Source organism: Nocardia sp. FDAARGOS_372 (assembly GCF_002554515.1).
GTDB lineage: Bacteria > Actinomycetota > Actinomycetes > Mycobacteriales > Mycobacteriaceae > Nocardia > Nocardia farcinica.
In genome coordinates, this window is record NZ_PDDW01000001.1 from 2,355,639 (window position 1) to 2,379,650 (window position 24,012).

Here is a 24,012-nt window from a genome sequence, read left to right on the forward strand (position 1 = left end):
TCGTCGTTGAAACCGGAGAACTAGACGATATTTGCTGACATCAGTCAATGTCAACATCAGGTGATGTCAACTTTTCGGTGTGAGAGGATCGAGGCATGGTCGCCGATTCCGAGGGAGCTTTCGCGGGCATGCGCACGTGGCGGGGCCTGGCCCCGGCCGACCGGATCGCCGCGCGCCGGGCACAGCTGATCGAGGCAGCCACCGAACTGATGGCCACCGTCGGCGCCTCGGAGGTGTCGATGCGCGGGGTGTGCCGGCAGGCCGGGCTCACCGAGCGGTACTTCTACGAGAACTTCCCGAACCTCGACGCGCTGCTCACCACGGTGCTCGAGACCGTGGTGGTCGCCGCGCGGGACCGCCTCCTCGAGGCACTGACCGAAGCACCGCTCGAACGCGACGCCATGTTCGAGCACGTGGTGGCGACGTTCACCGACTTCCTGCTCGAGGACCGCAGGCGCGGGCGGATCATGTTCGTCGAATCGCAGGCGACCCCGGTACTGAGCAAACGCGGTGACGAGCTGATCGCCCTGTTCACCACACCCATCGCGATCACCATCGGCGGCGGCGACCAGCGCATGCCCCCGCCGGACCATCTCGACAGCATGCTCAACGCCAATGCCATCTTCGGCGCGCTGGCCTACCTCTACCGGCCGTGGCTGGACGGCACGTTCGAAGTACCGCGCGAGCGCTTCGACCGGCACGCCGTGCGCGCCCTGACGAACCTCTCGCTCGTCCGTTCCGCCGACGAGGCTGCCGCACAAGCGGATTCCCGCTCCCCCCGGCAGTGAAGTCACTCACAATCCACGGCCCCCGACGGTCTTCCCGGTGCGAGTAGCCCGCCGATCGCCACCGCCGGGCGGGCAGGCGGCCGGTCGGTCGCGAGAGGCGAAGCGAATCACCGTCGGGCGCAGGGTTGTTCCCGTGCGGTAGCCGACTGTGAGCGGTCATAGCCGATCGGTCACCGACCTGTGAGCCGAGCCGACACCGTCCGGTCTCCCCCGCCCCGGCGCGGCCACGCACGCGAATCACACTGGCGCCCAGACTAGTTACTCTCCGGTAATGTCCGCTGCGCGATCAGCGTCGATCCGCCACCGACAGTCCTCGGCGATTTCCAGGAGATGCCCGTGTCGCATTCCCGCTTCGAATCCCTCGGCGCGTACCTTCCCTCGACGGTCGTCTCGACACAGGAGCTGATCTCGCGGTTGCGGCAACCGCCCGCGTTCGATCTCGAACGGATCACCGGCGTGCGGGAGCGCCGGATGCGCGACACGAACCCGGCCGCGCCCGAGGACTCGTTCACCCTCGCACTGCGCGCCGCCGAGGACTGTCTGTCCCGATCCCGTTATGCCCCTGGCGAACTCGATGTGATCATCTCCAGCTCCATCACACGCAGCAGGCACGGCACGCGGATGTACATGGAACCCTCCTTCGCGTCCATGATCGCGAAGGAGATCGGCGCCCACACGGCGATGACCTTCGACGTGTCCAACGCGTGCGCCGGAATGCTCACCGGCACCTACATTCTCGACCGGATGATCCGCACCGGTGCCGCCCGCACCGGCATGGTGGTCAGCGGGGAGGCGATCACCCCGATCGCCGAGACCGCCGTCGAGGAGATCTCCGACACGTACGATCTGCAGTTCGCCTCGCTGTCGGTGGGCGACTCCGGGTGCGCGGTGGTGCTGGACGAATCGGTCGACGACGCCGACCGCATCCACTACATCGAGCTGCTGACCGCCGCCGACCACGCGCACCTGTGCCTGGGCATGCCCAGCGGCCGCACCCAGGGCGTGGCGCTCTACACCGACAACCGGCGGATGCACAACGAGGCCAGGTTCCTGCTGTGGCCGCACAGCCAAGCCGGTTACCTCGAACGGCACGGTCGCGACTTCGCCGACGAGGGCTTCGATTTCGTCATCCACCACCAGTTCGGCGCCGCGGCCGTGCCGCACATGAACGCGCTCGCGGCGCGCGAGTTCGGCGCACCGATGCCGCCCGACCTCAACGTCATCGACAAGTACGGCAACACCTCCACCACCTCGCACTTCCTCGTGCTGCACGACCAGCTCGGCGCGCAGCGCATCCCCGCGGGGTCGAAGCTGCTGATGGTGCCCGCCGCCTCGGGCATCGTGACCGGTTTCCTGTCCACCACCGTCTCCTCCCTGAAGGTCTGAGGTATCGACATGGGCGTGCGAATCACATCCACCGGCGTGAGCCGCTCGGGCGAGACCCACAGCGTGGTCACCCACGGCGGCCGGGCGGCCCGGCAGGCGATGCAGCGGGGCGGGGTGCGGCCCGAACAGATCGGCGTGCTGATCAACACCGGCGTCTTCCGTGACTCCAACACCGTGGAGCCCGCGGTGGCCGCGCTGATCCAGCAGGCGGCGGGCCTCGGCCTCGAGTACGGCAAGGGCGATCCGACGACGTTCTCCTTCGACCTGATGAACGGCGCGGCCGGGGTGGTCGACGCGATCGGCGTCGCGAGTGCCGTCCTGGGCGCCGGCGGCGTCGAGCATGTGCTGATCGTCGCGGGCGACACCCATCCGTCGCTGACCCGCGCGGTCGCCGACGACGCATTCCCCTATGCGACGGCGAGTGTGGCGATATTGCTCGAGCGGACCGACGAGCCCGACGGGTTCGGCCGCGTGCACACCGCCGCCGCGCCCGGCGATCCCGGCACCCGGGCCTACGTGGACACGGCCACGATGGGGACAGCCGGACGCGGGGTGATGACCGTCGAGCGGGACGCCGACTTCGAGGACCGGCTGCTGCCGGTGGCGCTCGCCGCGGCCCGCGCGGCGCTCGACGATTCGGACGATCCGGCCACCACCGCGCTCATCGCATCCACCCCCGGCCCGCGGTTCCCGCTGCGCCTGGCCGAGGCGCTCGGCCTGCCCGCCGACGCGGTACGGCTGCCCGACCTCACCGACGGCGACCCGCACACCGCCGCGCTGCCGCTGGCCTACGACCGCGCGGTGCGGGAACAGACACTGGCGGACTACACCTCGGTGCTGTTCGTGGCCGCCGGCGCGGGCCCCGCGGCGAGTGCCGTGCGCTACCGGCTGCCCGCCCTCGTGGGGGCGCGGCCGTGACGGTGCGGTGGTGGGCGCCGGTCGAGCGGTTCCGCGAGTTCGCCCGCGCGGACCCGGACCGGGCGGCGGTGATCCACCCGGACGGTATCGGCGGGGACGGACTGCCCCGGTACCGCACGCTGACCCGGCGGGAACTGGACGACTGGTCGGAGGCGATCGCGCGTCGCCTGCTCGACGCGGGCGTCGATACCGGCACGAGAACCATCGTCCTGGTGTTGCCCGGTCCCGAGCTCTACGCGATCCTGCTGGGACTGTTCAAGATCGGCGCCGTACCGGTGGTGATCGACCCGGGCATGGGCATCCGCAGGATGCTGCGGTGCCTGCGCGCGGTGGACGCGGCGGCTTTCATCGGTATACCCCGGGCACAGGTCCTGCGAGTGCTGTTCCGCCGCAACTTCGCTGGGGTGCGGACCGTGGTGACCGTGGGCAGGCGCTGGTGCTGGGGCGGATTCCGGCTGGCCGAGTTCGGCCGGGCACCGACGGGCGCGGGCGTGCTCGAGGGTGCGGCCGCCGACCCGGACGAGCCGCTGTTGATCGCGTTCACCACCGGCAGCACCGGCCCGGCGAAGGCGGTGCGGTTGACGCACGGCAACCTGACCGCCATGCTCGCCGCGGTCGATGCCGAGCGCGACCACGTCCCGCCGGATACCTCCCTGGTCACACTGCCACTGGTCGGCGTCCTCGATCTGCTGCTCGGCGCGCGCTGCGTGCTGCCGCCGCTGATCCCAAGCCGGGTCGGCTCGACCGACCCCGCGCACGTGGTCGACGCCATCACCCGCTTCGGCGTCCGCACCATGTTCGCCTCCCCCGCCGTCCTCGTCCCGCTGCTGCGGCATCTGCGCGCGCACCCGGCCGCGTTGCCGACCCTGCGCAGCGTCTACTCCGGCGGCGCCCCGGTGCCCGCCTGGTGCATCGCCGGGCTGCGCGACGTGCTGGCCGAGGACGTGCTCGTCTACGCCGGGTACGGCGCCACCGAAGCGCTGCCGATCTCCACCGTCGAATCGCGGGAATTGCTGGGCGGCTTGGTGATCCGGGCGCACCGCGGCGAGGGCACCTGTCTGGGGCGGCCCTCCCCCGGCGTGCAGGTGCGGATCGTCGCCGTCACCGACGAACCGATCCCCACGTGGGCCGAGGCCGAGGCGCTGGCTCCCCGGCTGGCCGACACCGACGGAATCGGCGAGATCGTGGTCAGCGGAGCACATGTCAGCACCGGGTATCACTGGCCCGCCGAGGCCGACCGCGTCGGCAAGATCACCGACGACGGGCGGGTGTGGCACCGCACCGGTGACCTCGGCCGCCTCGACGAGCAGGGCCGGATCTGGTTCTGCGGGCGCAAGAGTCAGCGGGTGCGGACCGCCGCCGGGACGCTGTGCACGGTACAGGTCGAGCAGGTGTTCAACGCGGTGCCGGGCGTTGCCCGGACCGCTCTGGTCGGCGTCGGAGCGCCCGGCGCACAACGCCCGGTGCTGTGTGTGGAGACCGAGCCGGGCGCCGACCGGCTCGCCGTCGAACTACGGCTGCGCACCCGAGGGGCCGAGTTCGCGCTCACCGAATCGATCGACGACTTCCTGTTCCACCCGGGGTTCCCGGTCGACATCCGGCACAACGCCAAGATCGGTCGCGAGCAGCTCGCCCGTTGGGCCGCCGGGCGGTCCACCGCCGGACCCGCGCGCCTGCGGGAGGTGATCCGGCGATGAGAGTTGCCGTCCTGCGGTCGATTCCGCTGATCGGGTGGCTCTACCTGGTCGCCGGGTTGGTCCTGGCCCGCTCGGGCCACGCACCACGCTTCCCCATCCTGCGGACGCTGTGGTGGATCGATGCGTTCCTCAGTGTGGTCGTGCACGCCGCCCAGATTCCGCCGGCACTGCGGGCGGCCGCGGAGTCCGGTCGTCCCGCGTGGCGGACGGCGGTGCTCACCCAGATCTTCGGTCTCACCTGGTGGCGCACCGCGCCCGGCGCGCGGGAGGTGCCACGATGAAGGTGCTCGTGACCGGTGCGTCGGGCTTCCTCGGCGGTGCGCTGGTGCGCAGGCTGGTGCGGTCCGGGGCCCACGAGGTGACGGTGCTGGCCCGCCCCGCCAGCGATCTCGGCGGCCTCGGTGACGCGCTGGCCCGGGTGCGGGTGGCCCGTGGCGATCTCACCGACCCGGCCTCACTCGCGGCGGCGGTGGTGGGCGCCGAGGTCGTCGTGCACAGCGCGGCGCGGGTGGACGAACGCGGCACCCGCGCGCAATTCGAGCGGGAGAACGTGCACGGCACCGAGGCCCTGCTCGCCGCGGCCCGCGCGGCGGGCGTGACACGGTTCGTCTTCGTCTCCAGCCCGAGCGCCCTGATGGATCGCGACGGCGGCGACCAGCTCGACATCGACGAGTCGGTGCCCTACCCCCGCCGCTACCTCAACCACTATTGCGCGACCAAGGCCGCCGCCGAACGCCTGGTGCTGGCCGCGAACGCGCCCGGCTTCACCACCTGCGCGCTGCGGCCACGGGCCATCTGGGGTGCGGGTGACCGGTCCGGGCCGATCGTGCGCCTGCTGACTCGTACCGCCCAGGGACGCCTGCCCGACCTCTCCGGCGGCCGCGACGTCTACGCCTCGCTGTGCCACGTGGACAACATCGTCGACGCCTGCGTCAAGGCGATGACCGCCGACGCCGTCGGCGGCAGAGCCTATTTCGTGGCCGATGCGGAGCGGACGAACGTGTGGCGGTTCCTCGCCGAGGTGGCCGAACGGCTGGGCTACCGGCCACCCACCCGCCGCCCGGACCCGCGGGTGCTGGGCGCGGCGGTGACGGTGATCGAGGCGCTGTGGCGGATCCCGCCGATCGCCGCGCGCTGGTCGCCGCCGCTGTCGCGCTATGTCGTCGCGCTGATGACCCGTTCGGCCACCTACGACACCTCGGCCGCCGCCCGCGACCTCGGCTACCGGCCGATCGTCGACCGGGACACCGGCTTGGCCGCGTTCCTCGACTGGCTGGCCGCCGAAGGCGGCGTCGAGGCCGTCACCCGCCACGTCCGCTGAGCATCCGGAGCCGAGCTTGACCTACCGCCGTCGCATCACGCCCACCGAACGTCTCTACCTCGCGGCCAGGGAGGTGGCGCCGCCGTTCCTGATGCACCTGGTGGTGCACGGCAGCGGCGCGATCGACCCGGCGCGGCTGCAGCGGGCCGTCGACCTCGCCTCGGCCGCGAATCCCGGTGCGCGCCTGGTACGCGACGGCGCGCACTGGATCGACAGCGGCGTGGCGGCGCGGGTGCGCGTGGTCGCCGAGCACACGCTCACCTACCCGGAACTCGAGGCCGATCCGGTCCTCGGCAGCCCGATCGAACCCACCGCCGACCGCACCTGCGAGGTTCTGCTGCTCACCGCCGATCCGGTGACCGTGGTGTTCCGCGTGTTCCACGGGGTGATGGACGGGATGGGCGCGCGACTGTGGGTCGACGACGTCTTCCGGGCGTTGCGCGGCGAGGACCCGCTCGGCGCGCCCGACCCGGTCGCGGACGCCGACCTCGTCGCCCGGCTCGGCGCGCCGGGCACGCCCACCCGGCTGCTGCCCGTGCATCGCAGCGCCGCGGGTCACGGACGCCAGGACCCGGCGCGCCGCGCGCTGCTGCGGCACCGGACCGTTGCCGCGGGCGGCAAGGGCGTGGTCGCGCGGATCGCCGCCGCGCTCGCCGACGCCGCGGGCAGACCGTCGCGGATCATGATCCCGGTCGATCTGCGCAGACACGATCCGCGGCTGCGCTCCACCGCCAACCTCGCCCTGCCACTGTTCGTCGACGTCGCGCCGGGTGACGGCGGGCAGCGGGTGAGCGCGGCCATGCGGGCCGGGCTGGCCGCCCGCCGCGAGCTGGCCGAGATGGACAACGGCGGGCTCACCGCCTTCCCACCGGCGGTGGTGCGTGGCGCCCTGCGGGCGGGCAACCTGCTCGGTGCCCGCACCGGACGGAACCTGGTGTCGGCCACGGTCTCCCACATGGGCACCGTCGACCTCGCCGCGCTCACCGCACCCGGCTTCACGCCGACCACGATGCGGATTCTCCCCCAGCACAGCGGGATCATGCCGCTGCTGTTCGGCATCCTGGAGACCCCGGCCGGGCTGGAGATCACCGTCTCCTGCCGCAACGGCGCCGGAGTCGAAGCGCGCCTGGAGGCGCTGCTCGACCGGATCGTCGCCGCCCTCGAAGGCGACCACACCGGGGCCGGCACCGGGCACTGACGCACCCGCCGTCTGCTCCGGTTGACATGAACCGACCGGTTGCTGGACTTGCCTGCGCGAGGCGCGGGCCTGCCGAGACGCGGTCCCGACTGCCGGATTGGCGCGAACTTCCAGCGATGTGATATGGCCGTGTCCTGGGTCACCTCCGGCGAAAGTGCAGTTTTGAACGACCACTATGCTCTAAATTCGCACCCTGCATGTTCGTCGTTCGGGATGCCGATGGTCCGTCGCACAGCGGGCCGGTATCCGCCCAGCGAGGAGGTCCATTCACGTGGAGATCGACCATTTCAGTCACGGCTTGCTCACCCCCGTGGTGGCCTACCTGTTGTCGTTCACCGGTTCGTTGCTCGGCTTGCGCTGCATGACTCGCGTGCGCACCGCGTCACCGTTCGACGGCTGGCTCATCGCCGCGTCCGTGGCCATCGGCGGCACCGGCATCTGGGTCATGCACTTCGTGGCCATGCTCGGCTTCCGCATCCACGGCGCGTCCATCAAGTACGACGTGCCGGTCACGTTGGCGAGCGCGATCATCGCCATGCTCGTGGTGTGGATCGGGTTGTGCCTGGCCCAGCAGCCGCGCCTCGGCCAGCAGGCCCTCGTCGTCGGCGGCGTGGTGACCGGACTCGGCGTGGCGGCCATGCACTACTCCGGCATGTACGCGATGAAGACCGACGTCGAAATCGGCTACGAGTGGTCGAAAGTGGTCCTCTCGCTGGTGATCGCCGTCGTCGCGGCCACCGCGGCGCTGTGGTTCACCCTCAACGTCCGCGGCACCCTGTCCACCATCGGCGCCGCGCTGGTGATGGGCCTGGCCGTCGCGGGCATGCACTACACCGGCATGTTCGCCATGCACCTCGGCCACCAGCACCACACCCCGCCCGCGGGCGCGGGCGCGAGCCAGCTGCTGACCCCGCTGATCGTCAGCGTCAGCCTGCTCACCATCGGCATGCTCTTCCACCTCGGCCTCACCGACATCAACGGCCCCGACCGCCGTTTCGCGCGTCGCGCCACGGATCAGGCGTATTGGCCCACGCGGGAGTGATTTCGGGGGGGGGAACCGATTCCGTGGAACCGATCTTCCGGTTGGTGCGTCAGAACCAGGACACCCACCGACCGAGGAGGTTCCCCGTGCCCGATCCACTCGCCCCGTCCTCGAACCGCCTGCGGTGGGAGCACGCCGCACTGGCCGACCTCGACCGCGCCTGCGCCGGATTGCTCGACGCATTGACCGCGGCGCACGATCAGGCACGCGCGCTGGCCGAGCGCCCACACTGGGGTCTCGGCGAGGCCGACCCCGCCCTCCACTCCGCGGCCGCCCTGGCGGAACTGTTCCGCGAGAAGGCGTCCGATACACCCGGCGGAGTCGGCGGGGCACTCGCGGCGCACACGGCGGAGGTCACCGAATTCCGCGACCTGATCGCCGCTGTCTGCGCCGCGCTCCCGGACATCGACACAGGATCGGCTCGGAGACTCGACGGACCGCTCTCCTAGCGCGTGTGTCGGGACCTGAACGACGGCCCGGTCGGGATGCGCTACTCCACGAGCCCGACCGGCCCCGCCTGACAGTCGTCCGGCCGATGGACCCGAGCGGCGACAGCTGTGGCGAGGCGCGCGTGGTCGTCTTGGTGGCTCGCCACAGCGGAATCGCGAGTGGCACACCCGCGCCTCTCACGCATGGAGATAGGGAACGTCTGCCCTCGGATCACCATCGTTCTCGTACGGACCACCCAGTTCCCGCAACCGCCGTCTGCCGCTGTCGGTTATCCGCACCCGGAAGATCTCGCTGGGTGCGATCTCGTCATCGCGGATGTTCAGGTAACCCGGCACCCCGTTGTACCCATCCGCGATCCGCCCGATCGCTTCTTCGGTTACCGCGTTCCACGGCGCCCAGCCCCTGCCGCCGCCGGGACGCTGCGAACTCGATGAATCCCTTGCCCGCCGATCCGCCCGGTTCAACGAACTCGTAGTGAATTCAACCGTGATCACTACTCTTGTCCAAGTAGCCGAAAAGCTCCTCGATTTGCCTTATCCCCTCTCTCACCTCAGGCGATAGGGAATCGATCGATAGCTCCCGGGCCTTCCGCAGGATCGGTAGGCGATCATTGGTTTGTAACTCCTGCAAGCGGTAGGCAAGATAGTCCGAGTCGGGATCGTCGATCCGTCTTCCCAACTCGCCCAAAATTGCGACCAGTCCGTCGCGGCCACCGAAACGAGCCAAGACCTCGGTGGCCTCCAGTTCTACCGCCATGTCATCGTCAGAAAGAAGTTCCGCCAGTCGTTCCATCGCTTGTCCGGATGGGAGCAGCTTCCCGAGTTCAACAGCCGCACGCGCACGAATACTCCAGTCCGCCGAGTGCGAGTCGGCGAGCACATGCCCTGAATCCATACTGCTCCTCTTATGGAATCGGTGCGGGCGCGTTCCCGCAGGGGGCGGGGAGGCACTTCGCGCTGCGCGAACGATCGGCGACGAGGACAACGTGTCGGCGTTGCCGCGTAGGACGACAAGGGAGCAGACCATCACGCAGAGAGCCGCCGACCACTGTTGTGGCCGACGGCTGTCTGCTGGATCAACCTCGCGCCGCTGAGGAATCGAAGGCGTCGAGCAGGCGCTCGGCCGCCAGAGCAGGGGTGAGCGTCCCCTCGCGCACTTCACGCTCCACATCCGCGCGAATCGCCTTGACCTCCGGTGCTTCCGCCAGCCGCCGCAGCAATTGGTCGTGCACCATCGTCCAGGTCCAGTCGATCAACTGCCTGCGGCGTTTCTCGTCGAAAGCGCCCGCGTCGGTGAGTACCCGGCGGTGTTTGAGCACGGTTTCCCAGAACTCGTCCAGGCCGGTGCCTTCCAGGCCGCTCATGGTGAGGACCGGGGGGCGCCAGAGTGCGTCGCGCGGGTGGATCAGGCGCAGTGCGCCGGCCAGTTCGCGGGCGGCCGACTTGGCCTCGATCGCGTGCTTGCCGTCGGCCTTGTTGACGGCCACGATCTCGGCCAGTTCCAGCACACCCTTCTTGATGCCCTGCAACTGGTCGCCGGTGCGCGCCAATGTGAGGAAGCAGAACACGTCGACCATGTTCGCGACCGTCACCTCGGACTGTCCCACACCGACGGTCTCGACCAGGATCACGTCGTAGCCGGCGGCTTCGAGCAGGACGATGGTCTCCCGGGTGGCCTTGGCGACGCCGCCGAGGGTGCCCGCGGTCGGCGACGGCCGGATGAAGGCGTTGGGCTCCACCGACAATCGGGCCATGCGCGTCTTGTCGCCGAGGATCGAACCACCGGTCCGGGTGGACGACGGGTCGACCGCGAGCACGGCGACCTTGTGTCCCTTCCCGATCAGGTACATGCCGAGCGCGTCGATGAAGGTCGACTTGCCGACGCCGGGCACACCGGTGATGCCGACTCGGTTGGAGACCACGGCGGTCGCCGAATCACCGTCTTCGGGGGTGAGGCGCAGCAGCAACTGTTGCGCGAGGGCCCGGTGATCGGATCTGGTCGATTCGACCAGGGTGATCGCCCGTGCCAGGGCCGCTCGGTCGTTGCGCCGGACGGCGGCGGCGAGTTCGTCTACGTCGATCTTCCGCCGCGCCCGGGTGGGCGCGGCGGAACCCGGGTCGCTCATTCCGCCGCGGAACCCTCCAGTTCGTGACCCAGCTCGCCGGCGAGCTTGCGCAGCAGGTCGATGGCGGCGTCGGCGATGACGGTGCCGGGCGGGAAGATCGCCGCGGCGCCCGCCTGGTACAGCTCGTCGAAGTCACCGGGCGGGATGACGCCGCCGACCACGACCATGATGTCGGGGCGTCCGACATCGGCCAGTGCCTGCCGCAGGGCGGGCACCAGCGTGAGATGGCCCGCGGCCAGCGACGAGACACCGACGATGTGGACGTCGTTGTCGGCCGCCTGCTGCGCCACCTCCTCGGGGGTCTGGAACAGCGGGCCCACATCGACGTCGAAGCCGAGGTCGGCGAAGGCGGTGGCGATCACCTTCTGGCCTCGGTCGTGCCCGTCCTGACCCATCTTGGCGACGAGGATGCGCGGACGCCTGCCCTCGGCCTCGGCGAACTCCTCGACCAGCTTGCCGGCGATGGTGATGTTGGTGACCTTTCCGGCCTCGTCCCGGTACACACCCGACAGGGTACGGATCTCGGCCTGGTGGCGGCCGTAGACCTTCTCCAGCGCGTCGGAGATCTCCCCGACGGTGGCCTTGGCGCGGGCGGCGTCGATGGCCAGGGCCAGCAGGTTGTTCTCCATACCGCCCTGGGTGGCGGCGGCGGCGCGGGTGAGCTCGGCCAGGGCACGGTCGACCGCGTCCTGGTCGCGCTCGGCGCGCAGGCGGCGCAGCTTCTCGATCTGCTCGGCGCGCACGCGGGAGTTCTCGACCTTGAGGACCTCGACCGCCTGGTCCTCCTCGACCTGGTACTTGTTGACGCCGATCACCGGCTGCTGGCCGGTGTCGATGCGCGCCTGGGTGCGGGCGGCGGCCTCCTCGATGCGCAGCTTCGGGATGCCCTCCGAGATCGCCTGCGCCATACCGCCGTGCGCCTCGATCTCGGCGATGTGCGCGCGGGCGCGCTCGGCCAGCTGATGGGTCAGCCATTCGACGTAGTAGGAGCCGCCCCACGGGTCGATCGGCCGGGTGGTGTTGGACTCCTGCTGGATCAGCAGCTGGGTGTTGCGGGCGATGCGGGCCGAGAAGTCGGTCGGCAGCGCCAGCGCCTCGTCCAGGGCGTTGGTGTGCAGGGACTGGGTGTGGCCCTGGGTGGCGGCCATCGCCTCGATGCAGGTGCGCGCCACGTTGTTGTAGACGTCCTGGGCGGTGAGCGACCAGCCGGAAGTCTGCGAATGGGTGCGCAGCGACAGCGATTTCGAGTTCTTCGGCTCGAACTTCGACACCAGCTCGCTCCACAGCAGCCGGCCCGCGCGCAGCTTGGCGACCTCCATGAAGAAGTTCATGCCGATCGCCCAGAAGAATGACAGCCGGGGGGCGAACTTGTCGACCTCCATGCCCGCGTCGATACCGGCCCGGATGTACTCCACGCCGTCGGCGAGGGTGTAGGCGAGTTCCAGGTCGGCGGTCGCGCCCGCCTCCTGGATGTGGTAGCCGGAGATGGAGATCGAGTTGAACTTCGGCATCTTCGCGCTGGTGTAGGCGAAGATGTCGGAGATGATCCGCATCGAGGGCTTGGGCGGGTAGATGTAGGTGTTGCGGACCATGAACTCCTTCAGAATGTCGTTCTGAATCGTTCCGGCCAGCTGCTCGGGCTTGACGCCCTGCTCCTCGGCGGCCACCACGTACAGCGCCAGGATCGGCAGCACCGCGCCGTTCATGGTCATCGACACCGAGACCTGGTCCAGCGGGATGTGATCGAAGAGCTGGCGCATGTCCAGGATCGAATCGATCGCCACGCCGGCCATGCCGACATCGCCCTGCACGCGCGGGTGATCGGAGTCGTAGCCACGGTGAGTGGCCAGGTCGAAGGCAACCGACAGACCCTTCTGGCCCGCCTGCAGGTTGCGACGGTAGAAGGCGTTGGAGTCGGCGGCCGTGGAGAAGCCCGCGTACTGGCGGATGGTCCACGGCTGGTTGACGTACATGGTCGGGTACGGGCCGCGCACGAACGGCGCCACACCCGGCACGCTGTCGAGCGGGTAGCCCGCCGCGGCGACGGCGTCCCGGTCGGCCTTGGTGAACACCGGCGGCACGTCGATGCCCTCCGGGGTCGACCAGGTCAGCTGCTCGGGGGTGTAGTTGTTGGCCGCGGCGGCCGTGCGCACGAACTCCTCGACCTGCGCGGCGTCCACCGCGGCGGGCTCGGGATCGTGCTCGGTCAGCGGCACCTCGGCGAAGTTGCCCACCAGGTGGGCCACGTCGCCCGGTTCTTCGATGTGACTGAGGGTCATCAGGCTCCCACCTTCTCCAGCAGGCCGGACAGTTGCGCCACCGCGTCGATCTTCGCGGTGAGGAAGCCGTCCGGGCGCTGCGCCGCGTCGAGGTCGGCGACGGCCTTCTCCGCGCCGGCCAGCAGCACCGTTTCCACTCCGGCCGCGCGCAGCGCCGCCACCGCCGCACCGGCCTCCGCGCCGTAACGCGCGTCCGAACCGCACAGCACCGCGATCGGCGCGCCCGCTTCCTTCGCGGCGGCCTCGACGGCCGACACCTCGAGCGGGCCCGGATTCACCGACGCGATGCCGCCCGAGGCGAGCAGGTTCGCGATGAAGGTGACCCGCACGTTGTGCTCGGCCACCGTGCCCAGCGGCACCAGCAGCGCCTTCGGCCGCGCGCCGTTGGCCTCGAGGTAGGCGTCGGAGCGGTCACGCAGCGCTTCGAAGGCGGCGCCGTAGCGGGCGATCTCGCCGGGCGTGCGCGCCTGCTCCGACAGCGGCTTCTCGGCCAGGTTCGGGAATTCGTTGACGCCGGTGACGGCGGTCCTGCGGTGCGCCACATCGGCGTCGCGGGTCGCCTTGGTCTCGGCGATCCGCTGCCCGAGCAGGCCGGCGTCCAGCGCGGCGCGGTAGCCGCCCGCCTTCTCCAGCTCCTGCATGAACTCCCAGGCCTTGGCCGCGAGCTTCGCGGTGTAGTCCTCGATGTACCAGGAACCCGCACCGGGATCCTGCACGTGACCGAGGTGGGATTCCTCGAGCAGCAGCAGCTGGGTGTTGCGCGCCATGCGGTCGGAGAACGACTTCGACACACCGAGCTCGCCGGGCGGCAGCGCGCAGTCGAACGGCAGCACGGTCAGCGAGTCGGCCCCGCCGACGCCCGCGCCGAACGCGGCCAGCGTGGTGCGCAGCATGTTCACCCACGGATCACGCTTGCTCATCATCGCGGCCGAGGTGACCGCGTGCTGGGGGGCGCCGCCGAAGTCGGGCGCGCCGCAGACGTGCGCGACCCGCGCCCAGACCGTGCGCGCCGCGCGGAATTTCGCGATGGTCGCGAACTGGTCGTCGGTGGCGGCGAGGCGGAACTCCAGCTGACCCAGCGCGTCGGCGATGTCGACACCGGCGCCGGTGAGCGCGCGCAGGTACTCGAGGCCGGCGGCCACCACGGCGCCGAGTTCCTGGGCATCGGAAGCGCCGGCGTTGTGGAAGACGGTGCCGTCCACGGTGATCGCGCGCACCGTCTCGGTGCGGGCGACGGCCTGCTTCGCCAGCTCGACGGCCCGGTCCGAGTCGACGTCGGCCGCACCGGCGAAGCGGCTGGTCAGCGGCGCGGCGCCGAGGCCGATCCGGATGGCCGCGCGGTCGTCGACGCGGTAGTCGTCGAGCACCGCGTACAGCTGCGCGGCGGCCTCGGGCAGGGCCGCGCCCGCGGCCAGGCTGAGCGGCGCGAGCTCGAACAACAGACCGCGCAGGGCGGTCGGCAGTTCGGCGACGGGCACGCCGTGCTCGCCGACGCCCACCCGCACGGCGCTCAGCCCGTTCTCCAGCCCCGCGAGGATCTCCCGATTCGCCGCGGCGGCATCGGTTTCGGTGATGTCCGCGCACACGTCCCAGCCCCGGTGCACGTCACGGGTGGCGTCCCGGCCGCGCACGAACGGGAAGACGCCGGGCAACGGCGGCTCCGGGCGCTCGTCGCGCCGCGTGTAGAGCGGGGCGACGGCCAGTCCGTCGTAGGTCGTCTGCGTGAGCAGCTGTTCCGGCTCGTCGGGCAGATCGGCCACGTCCACCTTGCGCGCCTTGGCGAGCACGCCCGCCACTCCCTTGCGCCACGCGGCGTACTGCGGAACCGTCTCCGCGCCGGGAGACGGATCTGAAGCAATCGGCATAGCTGCTGTCCCTCTTCCACTCGACCACGGGGCGCGCACCTCGTGTGTGCGCCCGATACCTCGCATTCGCCCAGCTCAGCGAGCACATTGGTTAACGAGCATTCGTCCCGTTTCCCTTGATGCTAGCGGCAGCGGACGCGGCGGTTGACCCTGGCCGCCACTACCAACCGGTAACCTGTCGCGAGTGACCAGGCTGTTGCGGAATCCGCGTATCGTCGTCGCCCTCGCCGGGCTCGGCGCGCTGTTCGCGGTCGCGCTGCTGGTGCCGTTGCCCACACCCCAGCAGATCCAGGACTGGGCGGGCTCGCTCGGTGTCTGGTTCCCGCCGCTGTTCTTCCTGTTCTACGCGCTGGTCGCGGTCGCGCCGGTCCCGCGCACCGTGCTGACGATCAGCTGCGGGGTGCTGTTCGGTTCGCTGCTGGGCAGCGCGATCGCGTTGTCCGCCACCGCCGTCGCCGCCGTGCTCGCCCTGCTTCTGGTGCGCGCGCTGGACCGCGACCGGGTGGCCGCGCGACTCACCCATCCTGCCGTGCGGGCGGTCGACGACCGGCTGCGCCGACGCGGCTGGCTGGCCGTGGGGTCGCTGCGGCTGATCTCGTTCGCGCCGTTCTCGGTCGTCAACTACTGCTGTGCGCTGACCTCGATCCGGGTGCGCCCCTATCTGCTGGCGACCGTGGTCGGTTCGGCGCCCGGCACCGTCGCCACGGTGATCCTGGCCGACGCGCTCACCGGTGGCACCCATCCGGCCATGCTCGTCGTCTCCGCGGTGTGTCTCGGCATCGGCCTGGTGGGCCTGGTGGTCGATGCGCGGTGGCAGCCGGTCGACCCCGCGCCGGAACCGGTCGCCGTCGCCGCGGGGCCGCGCTCCTAGGTGCGCCGCTCGCCGCGGCCGAGGTAGTGCAGCGGAACGGCGGCGGCCAGCGCGGTCACGACCACGAAGACGAACAGGGCCGGGATCGGGTCCAGCCGCGGCAGCCAGGTGAACTCGGCCGCGTAGGAGGCGGCCAGCACGGTGGGCGGCAGGAACACCGCGACCACGCCGGTGTGCAGCCGCAGGATGCCGCTCTGGCGCACCCCGAGGCAGGCGGTGGCGGTCTGGGCCAGGAAACGCAAGCCGTCGTGCTCGCGCTCGGCCCGCCGGGCCACGCCCTCGATGTCGGCCACGAGCGAGCCGATCCGCTCGCCGAGCCCGCTGGTCTGTGCGGCGTAGTCGACGTCGAGATGGCGGGCGGCCGCGGCCAGCTGCGCCTGGGTCTCGCGCACCCGGGCGACGACCCGTTCGGCGGCGCCGAGCCGGTGGATCACCTCGCGGGCAGGCCCGGCGCCCAGCCCGTTGCCGTGCTCGGCGGTGGCGGCGTCGAGGATGTCGCGCTGCGCCTCGACGGTATGGCCCACCCAGCGCAGCACCCGGTCGGAGGCGTCGTTGAGCGCCCACAGCAGGGCGAAGGTCACACCGTAGGAGGAACCGGTGAGAGTGGCGTCACGGCGCATGGCCGCGATGGCGGTCTCGAACGGCAGGAAGGGCTCGGCCGGTTGCAGCGTGACGACGAACTCGGTGCCGAGCGCGAAGACGATGGTCTCCCGCTCGACCCGCTCGCCGCGGCAGTAGTTCACCGTCACCGGCAGATACGTGAAATCACCGTGCGCGGTGACCCCGTCGCGCGGCGTCGTGAAATCGACGCCGAGCCGCTCGCGCAGCACCGCCGCGGTGTCCTCGTCCGAGGACGGCAGCGGGATCCAGTGCATGCCGAGCACCTCGGTGTCGAACCGATCGGCGGGCGCGCGTAGGGATTTCGTCATCGTGACCTCCCACGCACCGATGAAACGGCGATGCGCGGACGCGACGGGGTCGCCGCGCGGGCGGCGGGCACGGGTTCGAGGCGGGCAGTGCTCACGGCGGGACTCCAGGCAGGGGCTGGTCGGGACACGTCGGATCGGGCGTCCGTGCGGCGTTCACGCTGTGGCCCTTGACGATTCGGGCGCGGCGCACGGATCAGCGACGAACCGGACAGCTTCGTCGCACGGGAAATGACCGGCAGTAGGCATCGATACTGTCATCCGGCATCTGCCGCTCACCCCGCTTCGTTCGTCGGAATCCGGCGCGCGAATCGCGCCATCGTTCATTAGAACGGCGGCGCGCGGCACAGTCAATCGAGGCGGAAAGTATTCGACGCCCGTTCACCGGTCGTACCGCTTGGTCCGAATCCCGGTGTGCGCCAACGCGAGCCCGGGCGGCTCGCGGTGTGGGTCAGCGGGCAGCGGCCAGCAGATAGCCGGAGGCGTTCGAGCGGATCAGGGCGCCGTCGAGGAACTGCGCCTCGGTCATCCCGAGCCGGGTGCTCACCAGTTCCAGCGCCATCCGCAGCACCTCGCGCTCGGTGGGCGCGACCACCTGCGACTGTTCCAATCGGGAGCCGCGCTCCACCCGCACCCGGCACCGCCAGCCGGTGCGCTCCCCCACCGGCACCGGCCGACCGATTCCCGCCCAGACCGGCACGCCGTTGCGGCGGAACTCGCCGGTGGCCAGCGGATCGCCGATCGTTCGGCGTCCCGCCCGCACGGTCCCGCTCGTCGATTCTGGCAAAGCACCGGCGAACGGCTGGTCGTACATCGGATTCTCCCTGAACGTCGGATGACGGCGCCTGCCCACGGCCCTCGAACGGCACACACCGTAACCCGAGACCGGACCGTCCGCAACTTTTCAGCAAACGGCACGGCGGGAGTCGCACAGCTCCGTTCAGTCAGTCGGTCACGGTGTGCCCGGGCGGGGCTGCCACGCACCGTCCTGCGGATCCGTCTGCGGCGCGGGCGGCCATGCCTGCTGCTGCGCGGGCGGTTGCTGGGGCGCGGGCGGCCGCACCGGCTGGCCCACCGGCGGCGCCATCCCCTCGACCGGCTGCCGTGCGGTCGCCTCGGCGGCGCGCACGGCACGTTCGATGGTCGGGTCCGACGCCATGTCGAACCAGTCGGCCACGTCGGAGTCGTCCTCCACCTTCACCGGTTCGCTGTCGTCGGCGGGCGGCTCGTAGCGGAACACGCCGTCGGCGTCCTTGCTCGCGAAGCTCTTGGCGAAGCCTTCCAGCGCCTTGCCGAAATCGCTGGGCACCAGCCAGACCTTGTTGGCATCGCCGCGGGCGACCATCGGCAACGTCTGCATGTACTGGTAGGCCAGCAACTCCGGGGTCGGCTTGCCCGCCTTGATCGCGGCGAAGACCTTCTCGATCGCCTTGGCCTGGCCCTGCGCCTGCAGGTACGCCGCCGCCCGCTCACCCTGCGCGCGCAGGATGCGGCTCTGGCGTTCACCCTCGGCCGCCAGGATCGCCGACTGCTTGGCACCTTCCGCGGCGAGGATCTGCGCCTGCTTGGCGCCCTCGGCCGTCTTGATCTGCGATTCGCGGGTGCCCTCCGCGGTGAGAATCATCGCCCGCTTCTCGCGGTCGGCCTTCATCTGCTTCTCCATCGATTCCTGGATGGAGGGCGGCGGATCGATGGCCTTGAGCTCGACGCGGGCCACCCGCAGGCCCCAGCGCCCGGTCGCCTCGTCGAGAACGCCGCGCAGCTGGCTGTTGATCTGGTCGCGCGAGGTCAGCGTCTCCTCCAGCGTCATCCCGCCCACGACGTTGCGCAGGGTGGTGACGGTGAGTTGTTCGACCGCGGCGATGTAGTTGCTGATCTCGTAGACCGCCGCCTGCGGGCTGGTGACCTGGAAATACACCACCGAGTCGATCTGCAGGGTGAGGTTGTCCTGGGTGATCACCGGCTGCGGCGGAAAGGAGACCACCCGCTCACGCAGGTCGACCTTGGCCCGGATGCGGTCGGCGAAGGGCACCAGGAAGGTCAGCTGGCCCGACACCGTCCGCGAATACCGCCCGAGCCGCTCGATGACGGCGGCCTCGGCCTGCGGCACCAGCGCGATCGATTTGAAGGCCACCACCACGATGAGCAGCACCAGCACCGCGGCGACGATCAATACAGCCATCACGGACCCTTCCACACGACGGCCGTCGCGCCGTCGATCTCCATCACGGACACGGTCGTCCCCGGTTCGAAGACGTCCCCCTGATTCATCGGCCGCGCCGTCCACACCTCGCCGGCCAGCTTCACCAGCCCGGCGGTGTCGGTCACCTCCTCGAGCACCAGCGCGGTCTTGCCCGGGAGCGCGTGCACGTTGGTCGGCACCGGCGGCGGTGTACCGAACCGGCGGCGCAACACCGGACGAACCCCGAGCAGCAGCACGAGGGTGATCACGCCGAAGACCACCGCGTCGACGATCACCGAGGTATCGGCGGCGGCGCTGACCCCGGCCGTGCCGAGGGCGGCCACCCCGATCATCAGCAGGGTCAGATCCCCGACGAGCATCTCCGCGGCCGCGAGCAGGATTCCCGCGACCAGCCAAGCGATTGCGGCCACGCCCCCACTGTAGTCCGGGGACGCCGCATCGCGCGGGTGCTCGGTGAACGTCGGGCGACACCCTCGCGTCGCAGAACCGAAATCGCGGCGTGGCCGGGTAGTTTCGGACGGGTGGGTACGCGTGACAGGTTCGGCGGTGACAGTCGCTCCGGCGACATCTACTCCGGCGACATCTTCTCCGGACATGCCAGGACGAAGAAACGGGCGGTGCCGACGGTGCCCGCCGAACGCGATCTCGTGGTGGAGGACGCCGCGACCGGATTCTGCGGCGCCGTCGTCGGATTCGACCGCAGCTACGACGGCGAGTTCGTGAAACTCGAGGACGGGCGCGGGGTGGTCCGGCTGTTCGCGATGCGCGAGGCGGCGTTCCTGATCGACGGCAAGCCGGTCACGTTGGTGCGCCCGGCGGTCGCCGCGCCGCGGAAGCCGACGCGCTCGGCGTCGGGGTCGACCCGGGTGGAGGGGCTGCGCGCGAAGGTCGCCAAGGCCAGTCGCATCTGGGTGGAGGGTGTGCACGACGCCGCACTGGTCGAGCGGGTGTGGGGCCACGACCTGCGGGTCGAGGGCGTGGTCGTCGAGCACCTGGAGGGGCTGGACAACCTCGCCGAGCGGCTCACCGCGTTCGGGCCGGGCCCGGGCAGGCGGGTCGGCGTGCTGGTCGACCACCTGGTCACCGGCTCCAAGGAAACCCAGCTCACCACCGGTCTCGGCCCGCACGTGCTGGTGACCGGCCACCCCTACGTCGACGTGTGGCAGGCGGTGCGCCCGGCCGCGCTCGGCATCCGGGAGTGGCCCGCGGTGCCGCGCGGGGAGGACTGGAAGACCGGCGTCTGCCACCGGCTCGGCTGGGGAACGCCGCAGGACGGCTGGCGGCGGGTGTACCAGGCGGTGACGAGCTTCCGCGACCTGGAGTCCCCCCTCATCGGCGCGGTGGAACGGCTCATCGACTTCGTCACCGAACCGGAGTAGCCACACCCGCGGGTGCGCGAGCGCGAACCCCTTTATGCTCGAAGATTATGTGCTCTCCCAGTGCCACGCTGACGGTGTGGGCCGGCTCCTGGCTGGCCGGCAACAGTGCGCCCGACGATGTGCTCGAGGCGCTGCACGCCTGGGCGTCCAGGCACACCATCGCCGCCGGTGACCCGGTCACCGGCGGCCGCTCCGACCTGCCGTGGTCCTCGCGCGGCGCGGCAGCGGGTAGCGGGGTCATGCCGCTGCTCAAGGTCATTCGCGAGGCGATGAGCGCGCCGCAGGCGCAGCTGCGACTGGTGCTGCCGGTGCCCGGCGACGTGCGCGGACTGCCGGTCGGCACCGAGTTCGCCGCCGACGCGATCGAGGCCGAGGAGGGCCTGTTGATCGGCGCGCCCGGCGCCGAGGGCACCGGGCTGATCCCGCTGTGGGCCGACGACGACACCCTGCAGTGGACGATCTACACCGTCACCGTCCCCCCGGCGGCCGGACCGGACCTCTCCCTCGGCGAGGCCGAGTACACGATGCGGGAAGCCGTCCGCGACGCCGCCGACGCCCTGATGAAGCTGCACACCACGAGCATCGGCGCCGCGGACTCCGACCCGCGTGAACTGATCGAAGCCGAGCTGGCCGGTTACGCCCGCCACGACTACCCCGAGTCGATCCCGTTGCGCGCCAAGCGGATTCTCGACACCGCCGACCACGTCGCGGCCATCCTCACGGTGGCGCAACGGGAACCGGCGTCGGCGCCGACCTCCGCCAGCGCGATCGGCGCACAGGAGAATCTGCTGCGCCCGCTGTGGGACGCCATCCGCGCCGCCCGGCTGGTCGCGGTACACGCGGCCGCGCGCGGGTGAGGCGATCGGTGAGCGCCGGTCAGCGGCCCGCGGCCGCCGGGCGGCGTTGCGGCGCACAGCATCCGCTCGCGCACGGCACCCCGTCGGTGGTGCAGCCGTAGCCCGGTTCGGCGCCCAGCCTGCGCGGGGCCAGGCCGTCCAGATGCTCACGCATCAGCTCCACCACCAACCGCGGGAACCGCGGGTCGGTGCCCGGCGTCGACGCCCGCGCGAACGCCATGCCGAGCTCGGCGGCCTTGTCCTTCGCCTCGTTGTCCAGATCCCAGATGACCTCGAGGTGGTCGGAGACGAAGCCGACCGGGCACACCACGACCGCGTCCACCCCCCGGCCCGCCAGGTCCTCCAGATGGTCGACGATGTCGGGCTCGAGCCACGGCACCTGCGGCGGCCCGGAGCGGGACTGCCACACCAGGTCGTGATCGGCGAAACCCGTTGCCGCCGCGCACAATCGGGCGGCATCGGCGACCTGACGGCTGTACAGCTCGCCGCCGTCGGCGGGCGGACCGGCGGCGGCGTCGGCGGCGACCGGCACCGAGTGCGCGGTGAACACCAGCCGGGCACGGTCACGCCGATCCGCGGGCAGCCGTTCCAGGGCGGCGCGGATCGCGTCGGCGAACGCCTCGATCAACAGCGGGTGGTCGAAGTACTGGCGCAGCTTGGTCAGGTGCGGGGCGGCGGGGCCGACGGCCGCCCTGGCCCGCTCGATGTCCTCGTGGTACTGGCGGCACCCGGAGTAGCCGCCCCAGGCCGAGGTGGGGAAGACCAGGGCGCCGGTCACTCCGTCGCGGGCCATCTCCGCGACGGTGTCCTCGACCATCGGATGCCAGTTGCGGTTGCCGAAATACACCGGCAGGTCGATGCCCGCCTCGTCGAGTTCGCGCTCGACACCGGCGATGATGTCGCGGTTGAGCGCGTTGATCGGCGAGACGCCGCCGAAGTGCAGGTAGTGCTGGGCGACCTCCTCGAGGCGGGCACGCGGCACCCCACGGCCCCGGGTGACGTTCTCCAGGAACGGCATCACGTCCTCGGGGCGTTCCGGGCCGCCGAAGGACAGCAGCAGCAGCGCCTCGACGGCCACGGGTCCTCCCTTCGCTCAGTTGGCCGACCAGTTCTCCGGGAACCAGGTGTTGTGGCTGGCACCGCCGTCGACGTAGATGATCGAACCGGTGGTGGCGGGCAGCCAGTCCGACAGCAGCGCCACGATGGACTTGGCCACCGCGGTCGGGTCGTCGACATCCCAGCCGATCGGCGAGGCGCCGTCCCAGTAGATGTTGAGCTGGTTGAGCTTGGCCGCGTCGTCGGTGGCGGTGCCCGCGATGGCCTTGGCGGCCAGCGTCTTGATCGGGCCCGCGGCGATCAGGTTGGAGCGGACCTTCTTGGCGGTGCCGACCTCGCGGGCGACGTAGCGGTTCACCGACTCCAGCGCGGCCTTGGCCACGCCCATCCAGTTGTAGTACGGCATGGCGGTGCGCGGGTCGAAGTCCATGCCGACCAGCGAGCCGCCCTCGTTCATCACCGGCAGCACCGCGCGGGCCAGCGAGGCGTAGCTCCACGCGGAGATCTCGAACGCCTTGGCCGCGTCCGGGCCGGGGCCCTCCAGGAACGGCAGCGCCTCCGGGCCCATCAGGGTGCGCGGTGCGAAGGCGATCGAGTGCAGCACACCGTCGAGTCCCTCGGGCGCGAGCTCGCGGATCTTGTCCGCGAGTCCGGCCAGGTCCTCCTCGTTGGTGACGTCGAGACCGATGGCGGGCGGAACCTCCTTCGGCAGCCGCTTGGCGATGCGGTCGATGAGCCGCAGCCGCTCCGGGATACCGGTGATGATCACCTTCGCGCCCTGTTCCTGGGCCATCGCCGCCGCGTGGAACGCGATGGAGGCGTCGGTGATGATGCCGGTGACCAGGATGGTCTTGCCTTCGAGCAGTCCGCCCATGAGTTTCTCGGTTCTCCTGATGTCGAAAGTCCGTTGCTGCGGGCCAGCGGGATACTAGTGGCCCATGCCCATGCCGCCGTCGACCGGGATCACCGCGCCGTTGATGTAGGAGGCGTCGTCGGAGGCGAGGAAGCTGATCGCGGCGGCCACCTCCTCGGGCTGACCCGGACGGCCCGCGGGCACACCGTACTTCAGCACGACCTCGCGCATCTCCTCGGTGACCTCGTCACGAGTCATGTCGGTCTCGATGAAGCCGGGGGCGACCACGTTGGCGGTGATGTTGCGCGACCCGATCTCGCGGGTGATCGATCGCGCCATGCCGATCAGGCCCGACTTGGACGCCGCGTAGTTGACCTGGCCGGGACCGCCGCCGAGGCCGACGACCGAGCCGAGGAAGATGATCCGGCCGAACTTGGCCCGCAGCATCGCGCGGTTGGCGCGCTTGGCGCAGCGCCACGCGCCGGTGAGGTTGGCGTCGATCACGCTGGTGAACTGCTCGTCGCTCATCCGCATGAGCAAGGTGTTGGCGACGATGCCCGCGTTGGCCACCAGCACCTCCACCGGCCCCTGGTGCGCCTCGACCTCGGCGAAGGCGCGGTCGACCGACTCGGTGTCGGTGACGTCGCACTTGACGCCGAACAGGCCGTCCGGCACGCCCGAGCCACGATGGGTGACGGCGACCTTGTGACCGTCGGCGAGCAGGCGTCGCGCGACCGCGAGGCCGATGCCGCGGTTTCCGCCGGTCACCAGGACCGATCGCGATGTGATGTTGGTCAT

At 70.8% G+C, this 24,012-nt stretch carries 24 protein-coding genes; 12 read left to right on the forward strand and 12 right to left on the reverse strand.

Annotated features, from left to right (window positions below; genetic code table 11):
- The first annotated feature begins 95 nt into the window (after positions 1-95).
- The 9 genes from CRM89_RS11290 to CRM89_RS11325 all read left to right on the forward strand — a co-directional run bounded on the left by CRM89_RS11290 (position 96) and on the right by CRM89_RS11325 (position 8,799).
- Complete coding sequence (locus CRM89_RS11290; RefSeq protein WP_011209987.1) at positions 96-788, forward strand: TetR/AcrR family transcriptional regulator; 693 nt, start codon at positions 96-98, stop codon at positions 786-788.
- 336 nt (positions 789-1,124) lie between these two features.
- The gene (locus tag CRM89_RS11295) at positions 1,125-2,174 is read left to right on the forward strand and encodes a 3-oxoacyl-ACP synthase III family protein (protein ID WP_106427705.1); all 1,050 of its coding nucleotides are present in this window, start codon (positions 1,125-1,127) and stop codon (positions 2,172-2,174) included.
- Between the two features lie 9 nt (positions 2,175-2,183).
- Positions 2,184-3,092, forward strand: a complete 909-nt coding sequence (locus CRM89_RS11300; RefSeq protein ID WP_098083976.1) for a hypothetical protein — start codon at positions 2,184-2,186, stop codon at positions 3,090-3,092.
- The gene (locus tag CRM89_RS11305; protein ID WP_098083977.1) at positions 3,089-4,789 is read left to right on the forward strand and encodes a fatty acid CoA ligase family protein; all 1,701 of its coding nucleotides are present in this window, start codon (positions 3,089-3,091) and stop codon (positions 4,787-4,789) included. The genes CRM89_RS11300 and CRM89_RS11305 overlap by 4 nt, the downstream gene beginning before the upstream one ends.
- Positions 4,786-5,070, forward strand: coding sequence for a hypothetical protein (locus CRM89_RS30945; RefSeq protein ID WP_172964500.1), 285 nt, complete (start codon positions 4,786-4,788; stop codon positions 5,068-5,070). Before CRM89_RS11305 ends, CRM89_RS30945 begins: the two co-directional genes overlap by 4 nt.
- Complete coding sequence (locus CRM89_RS11310) at positions 5,067-6,110, forward strand: NAD(P)-dependent oxidoreductase (protein WP_172964501.1); 1,044 nt, start codon at positions 5,067-5,069, stop codon at positions 6,108-6,110. The genes CRM89_RS30945 and CRM89_RS11310 overlap by 4 nt, the downstream gene beginning before the upstream one ends.
- 16 nt (positions 6,111-6,126) lie before the next feature.
- Positions 6,127-7,308 carry a peptide synthetase gene (locus CRM89_RS11315; RefSeq protein WP_098083979.1) on the forward strand — a complete coding sequence of 394 codons (1,182 nt, stop codon included), beginning with the start codon at positions 6,127-6,129 and terminating at the stop codon, positions 7,306-7,308.
- Positions 7,309-7,579: 271 nt separating this feature from the next.
- Entirely contained in the window at positions 7,580-8,350 is a 771-nt protein-coding gene (locus CRM89_RS11320) for an MHYT domain-containing protein (RefSeq protein ID WP_011209993.1), read from the forward strand.
- Between the two features lie 86 nt (positions 8,351-8,436).
- A complete protein-coding gene (locus CRM89_RS11325) occupies positions 8,437-8,799 on the forward strand; it encodes a hypothetical protein (RefSeq protein ID WP_127516192.1) in 363 nt (120 codons plus the stop codon).
- Positions 8,800-8,976: 177 nt separating this feature from the next.
- Here the strand turns inward: CRM89_RS11325 and CRM89_RS30415 are convergent, their stop codons facing one another.
- The 5 genes from CRM89_RS30415 to CRM89_RS11345 form a co-directional block, all read right to left on the reverse strand.
- Complete coding sequence (locus tag CRM89_RS30415) at positions 8,977-9,294, reverse strand: hypothetical protein (RefSeq protein WP_127516193.1); 318 nt, start codon at positions 9,292-9,294, stop codon at positions 8,977-8,979.
- Positions 9,281-9,694 carry a HEAT repeat domain-containing protein gene (locus tag CRM89_RS30950; protein ID WP_172964502.1) on the reverse strand — a complete coding sequence of 138 codons (414 nt, stop codon included), beginning with the start codon at positions 9,692-9,694 and terminating at the stop codon, positions 9,281-9,283. Before CRM89_RS30950 ends, CRM89_RS30415 begins: the two co-directional genes overlap by 14 nt.
- 181 nt (positions 9,695-9,875) lie before the next feature.
- Positions 9,876-10,925, reverse strand: a complete 1,050-nt coding sequence (gene meaB / locus CRM89_RS11335) for a methylmalonyl Co-A mutase-associated GTPase MeaB (protein ID WP_060590283.1) — start codon at positions 10,923-10,925, stop codon at positions 9,876-9,878.
- Complete coding sequence (gene scpA / locus CRM89_RS11340; protein WP_011209999.1) at positions 10,922-13,204, reverse strand: methylmalonyl-CoA mutase; 2,283 nt, start codon at positions 13,202-13,204, stop codon at positions 10,922-10,924. Before scpA ends, meaB begins: the two co-directional genes overlap by 4 nt.
- Entirely contained in the window at positions 13,204-15,069 is a 1,866-nt protein-coding gene (locus tag CRM89_RS11345; RefSeq protein WP_098083982.1) for a methylmalonyl-CoA mutase subunit beta, read from the reverse strand. Before CRM89_RS11345 ends, scpA begins: the two co-directional genes overlap by 1 nt.
- A 184-nt stretch (positions 15,070-15,253) precedes the next feature.
- On the opposite strand from CRM89_RS11345, the gene CRM89_RS11350 reads away from it, so the two are divergent.
- Positions 15,254-15,940 (forward strand): TVP38/TMEM64 family protein, encoded by a 687-nt coding sequence (locus CRM89_RS11350; protein WP_011210001.1) that lies wholly within the window; start codon positions 15,254-15,256, stop codon positions 15,938-15,940.
- On the opposite strand, the gene CRM89_RS11355 is transcribed toward CRM89_RS11350, so the two are convergent.
- The 4 genes from CRM89_RS11355 to CRM89_RS11370 form a co-directional block, all read right to left on the reverse strand.
- A complete protein-coding gene (locus CRM89_RS11355; RefSeq protein WP_098083983.1) occupies positions 15,937-16,869 on the reverse strand; it encodes a CorA family divalent cation transporter in 933 nt (310 codons plus the stop codon). The genes CRM89_RS11350 and CRM89_RS11355 overlap by 4 nt on opposite strands.
- A 448-nt stretch (positions 16,870-17,317) precedes the next feature.
- Positions 17,318-17,680, reverse strand: a complete 363-nt coding sequence (locus tag CRM89_RS11360; protein WP_228790109.1) for a hypothetical protein — start codon at positions 17,678-17,680, stop codon at positions 17,318-17,320.
- Positions 17,681-17,818: 138 nt separating this feature from the next.
- The gene (locus CRM89_RS11365) at positions 17,819-19,048 is read right to left on the reverse strand and encodes an SPFH domain-containing protein (RefSeq protein ID WP_011210004.1); all 1,230 of its coding nucleotides are present in this window, start codon (positions 19,046-19,048) and stop codon (positions 17,819-17,821) included.
- The gene (locus CRM89_RS11370) at positions 19,048-19,479 is read right to left on the reverse strand and encodes an NfeD family protein (RefSeq protein ID WP_011210005.1); all 432 of its coding nucleotides are present in this window, start codon (positions 19,477-19,479) and stop codon (positions 19,048-19,050) included. The genes CRM89_RS11365 and CRM89_RS11370 overlap by 1 nt, the downstream gene beginning before the upstream one ends.
- Positions 19,480-19,635: 156 nt before the next feature.
- On the opposite strand from CRM89_RS11370, the gene CRM89_RS11375 reads away from it, so the two are divergent.
- Both CRM89_RS11375 and CRM89_RS11380 read left to right on the forward strand, forming a co-directional pair.
- Complete coding sequence (locus CRM89_RS11375; RefSeq protein ID WP_086839874.1) at positions 19,636-20,448, forward strand: DUF3097 domain-containing protein; 813 nt, start codon at positions 19,636-19,638, stop codon at positions 20,446-20,448.
- A 47-nt stretch (positions 20,449-20,495) separates the two neighbouring features.
- Positions 20,496-21,305, forward strand: a complete 810-nt coding sequence (locus CRM89_RS11380; RefSeq protein WP_060590274.1) for a hypothetical protein — start codon at positions 20,496-20,498, stop codon at positions 21,303-21,305.
- Between the two features lie 19 nt (positions 21,306-21,324).
- Here CRM89_RS11380 and CRM89_RS11385 read toward each other — a convergent pair whose 3' ends face one another.
- Genes CRM89_RS11385 through fabG1 form a run of 3 tightly spaced genes read right to left on the reverse strand, consistent with a single transcriptional unit; the run spans position 21,325 to position 24,012 of the window.
- On the reverse strand, positions 21,325-22,383 hold the full coding sequence (locus CRM89_RS11385; protein ID WP_098083984.1) for a ferrochelatase: 1,059 nt from the start codon (positions 22,381-22,383) through the stop codon (positions 21,325-21,327).
- A 15-nt stretch (positions 22,384-22,398) separates the two neighbouring features.
- Complete coding sequence (gene inhA / locus CRM89_RS11390; protein ID WP_011210009.1) at positions 22,399-23,235, reverse strand: NADH-dependent enoyl-ACP reductase InhA; 837 nt, start codon at positions 23,233-23,235, stop codon at positions 22,399-22,401.
- A gap of 54 nt (positions 23,236-23,289) precedes the next feature.
- Positions 23,290-24,012 carry a 3-oxoacyl-ACP reductase FabG1 gene (gene fabG1 / locus CRM89_RS11395; RefSeq protein ID WP_011210010.1) on the reverse strand — a complete coding sequence of 241 codons (723 nt, stop codon included), beginning with the start codon at positions 24,010-24,012 and terminating at the stop codon, positions 23,290-23,292.

Coding starts and splice junctions, on each gene's coding strand:
- CRM89_RS11300 (WP_098083976.1), top strand. CDS start 2,184: ATGGGCGTGCGAATCACATCCACCGGCGTGAGCCGCTCGGGCGAGACC.
- CRM89_RS11380 (WP_060590274.1), top strand. CDS start 20,496: ATGTGCTCTCCCAGTGCCACGCTGACGGTGTGGGCCGGCTCCTGGCTG.
- CRM89_RS11290 (WP_011209987.1), top strand. CDS start 96: ATGGTCGCCGATTCCGAGGGAGCTTTCGCGGGCATGCGCACGTGGCGG.
- CRM89_RS11355 (WP_098083983.1), bottom strand. CDS start 16,869: ATGACGAAATCCCTACGCGCGCCCGCCGATCGGTTCGACACCGAGGTG.
- scpA (WP_011209999.1), bottom strand. CDS start 13,204: ATGACCCTCAGTCACATCGAAGAACCGGGCGACGTGGCCCACCTGGTG.
- CRM89_RS11360 (WP_228790109.1), bottom strand. CDS start 17,680: ATGTACGACCAGCCGTTCGCCGGTGCTTTGCCAGAATCGACGAGCGGG.
- CRM89_RS30945 (WP_172964500.1), top strand. CDS start 4,786: ATGAGAGTTGCCGTCCTGCGGTCGATTCCGCTGATCGGGTGGCTCTAC.
- fabG1 (WP_011210010.1), bottom strand. CDS start 24,012: ATGACCAACATCACATCGCGATCGGTCCTGGTGACCGGCGGAAACCGC.
- meaB (WP_060590283.1), bottom strand. CDS start 10,925: ATGAGCGACCCGGGTTCCGCCGCGCCCACCCGGGCGCGGCGGAAGATC.
- inhA (WP_011210009.1), bottom strand. CDS start 23,235: ATGGGCGGACTGCTCGAAGGCAAGACCATCCTGGTCACCGGCATCATC.
- CRM89_RS11365 (WP_011210004.1), bottom strand. CDS start 19,048: ATGGCTGTATTGATCGTCGCCGCGGTGCTGGTGCTGCTCATCGTGGTG.
- CRM89_RS30950 (WP_172964502.1), bottom strand. CDS start 9,694: ATGGATTCAGGGCATGTGCTCGCCGACTCGCACTCGGCGGACTGGAGT.
- CRM89_RS11345 (WP_098083982.1), bottom strand. CDS start 15,069: ATGCCGATTGCTTCAGATCCGTCTCCCGGCGCGGAGACGGTTCCGCAG.
- CRM89_RS11310 (WP_172964501.1), top strand. CDS start 5,067: ATGAAGGTGCTCGTGACCGGTGCGTCGGGCTTCCTCGGCGGTGCGCTG.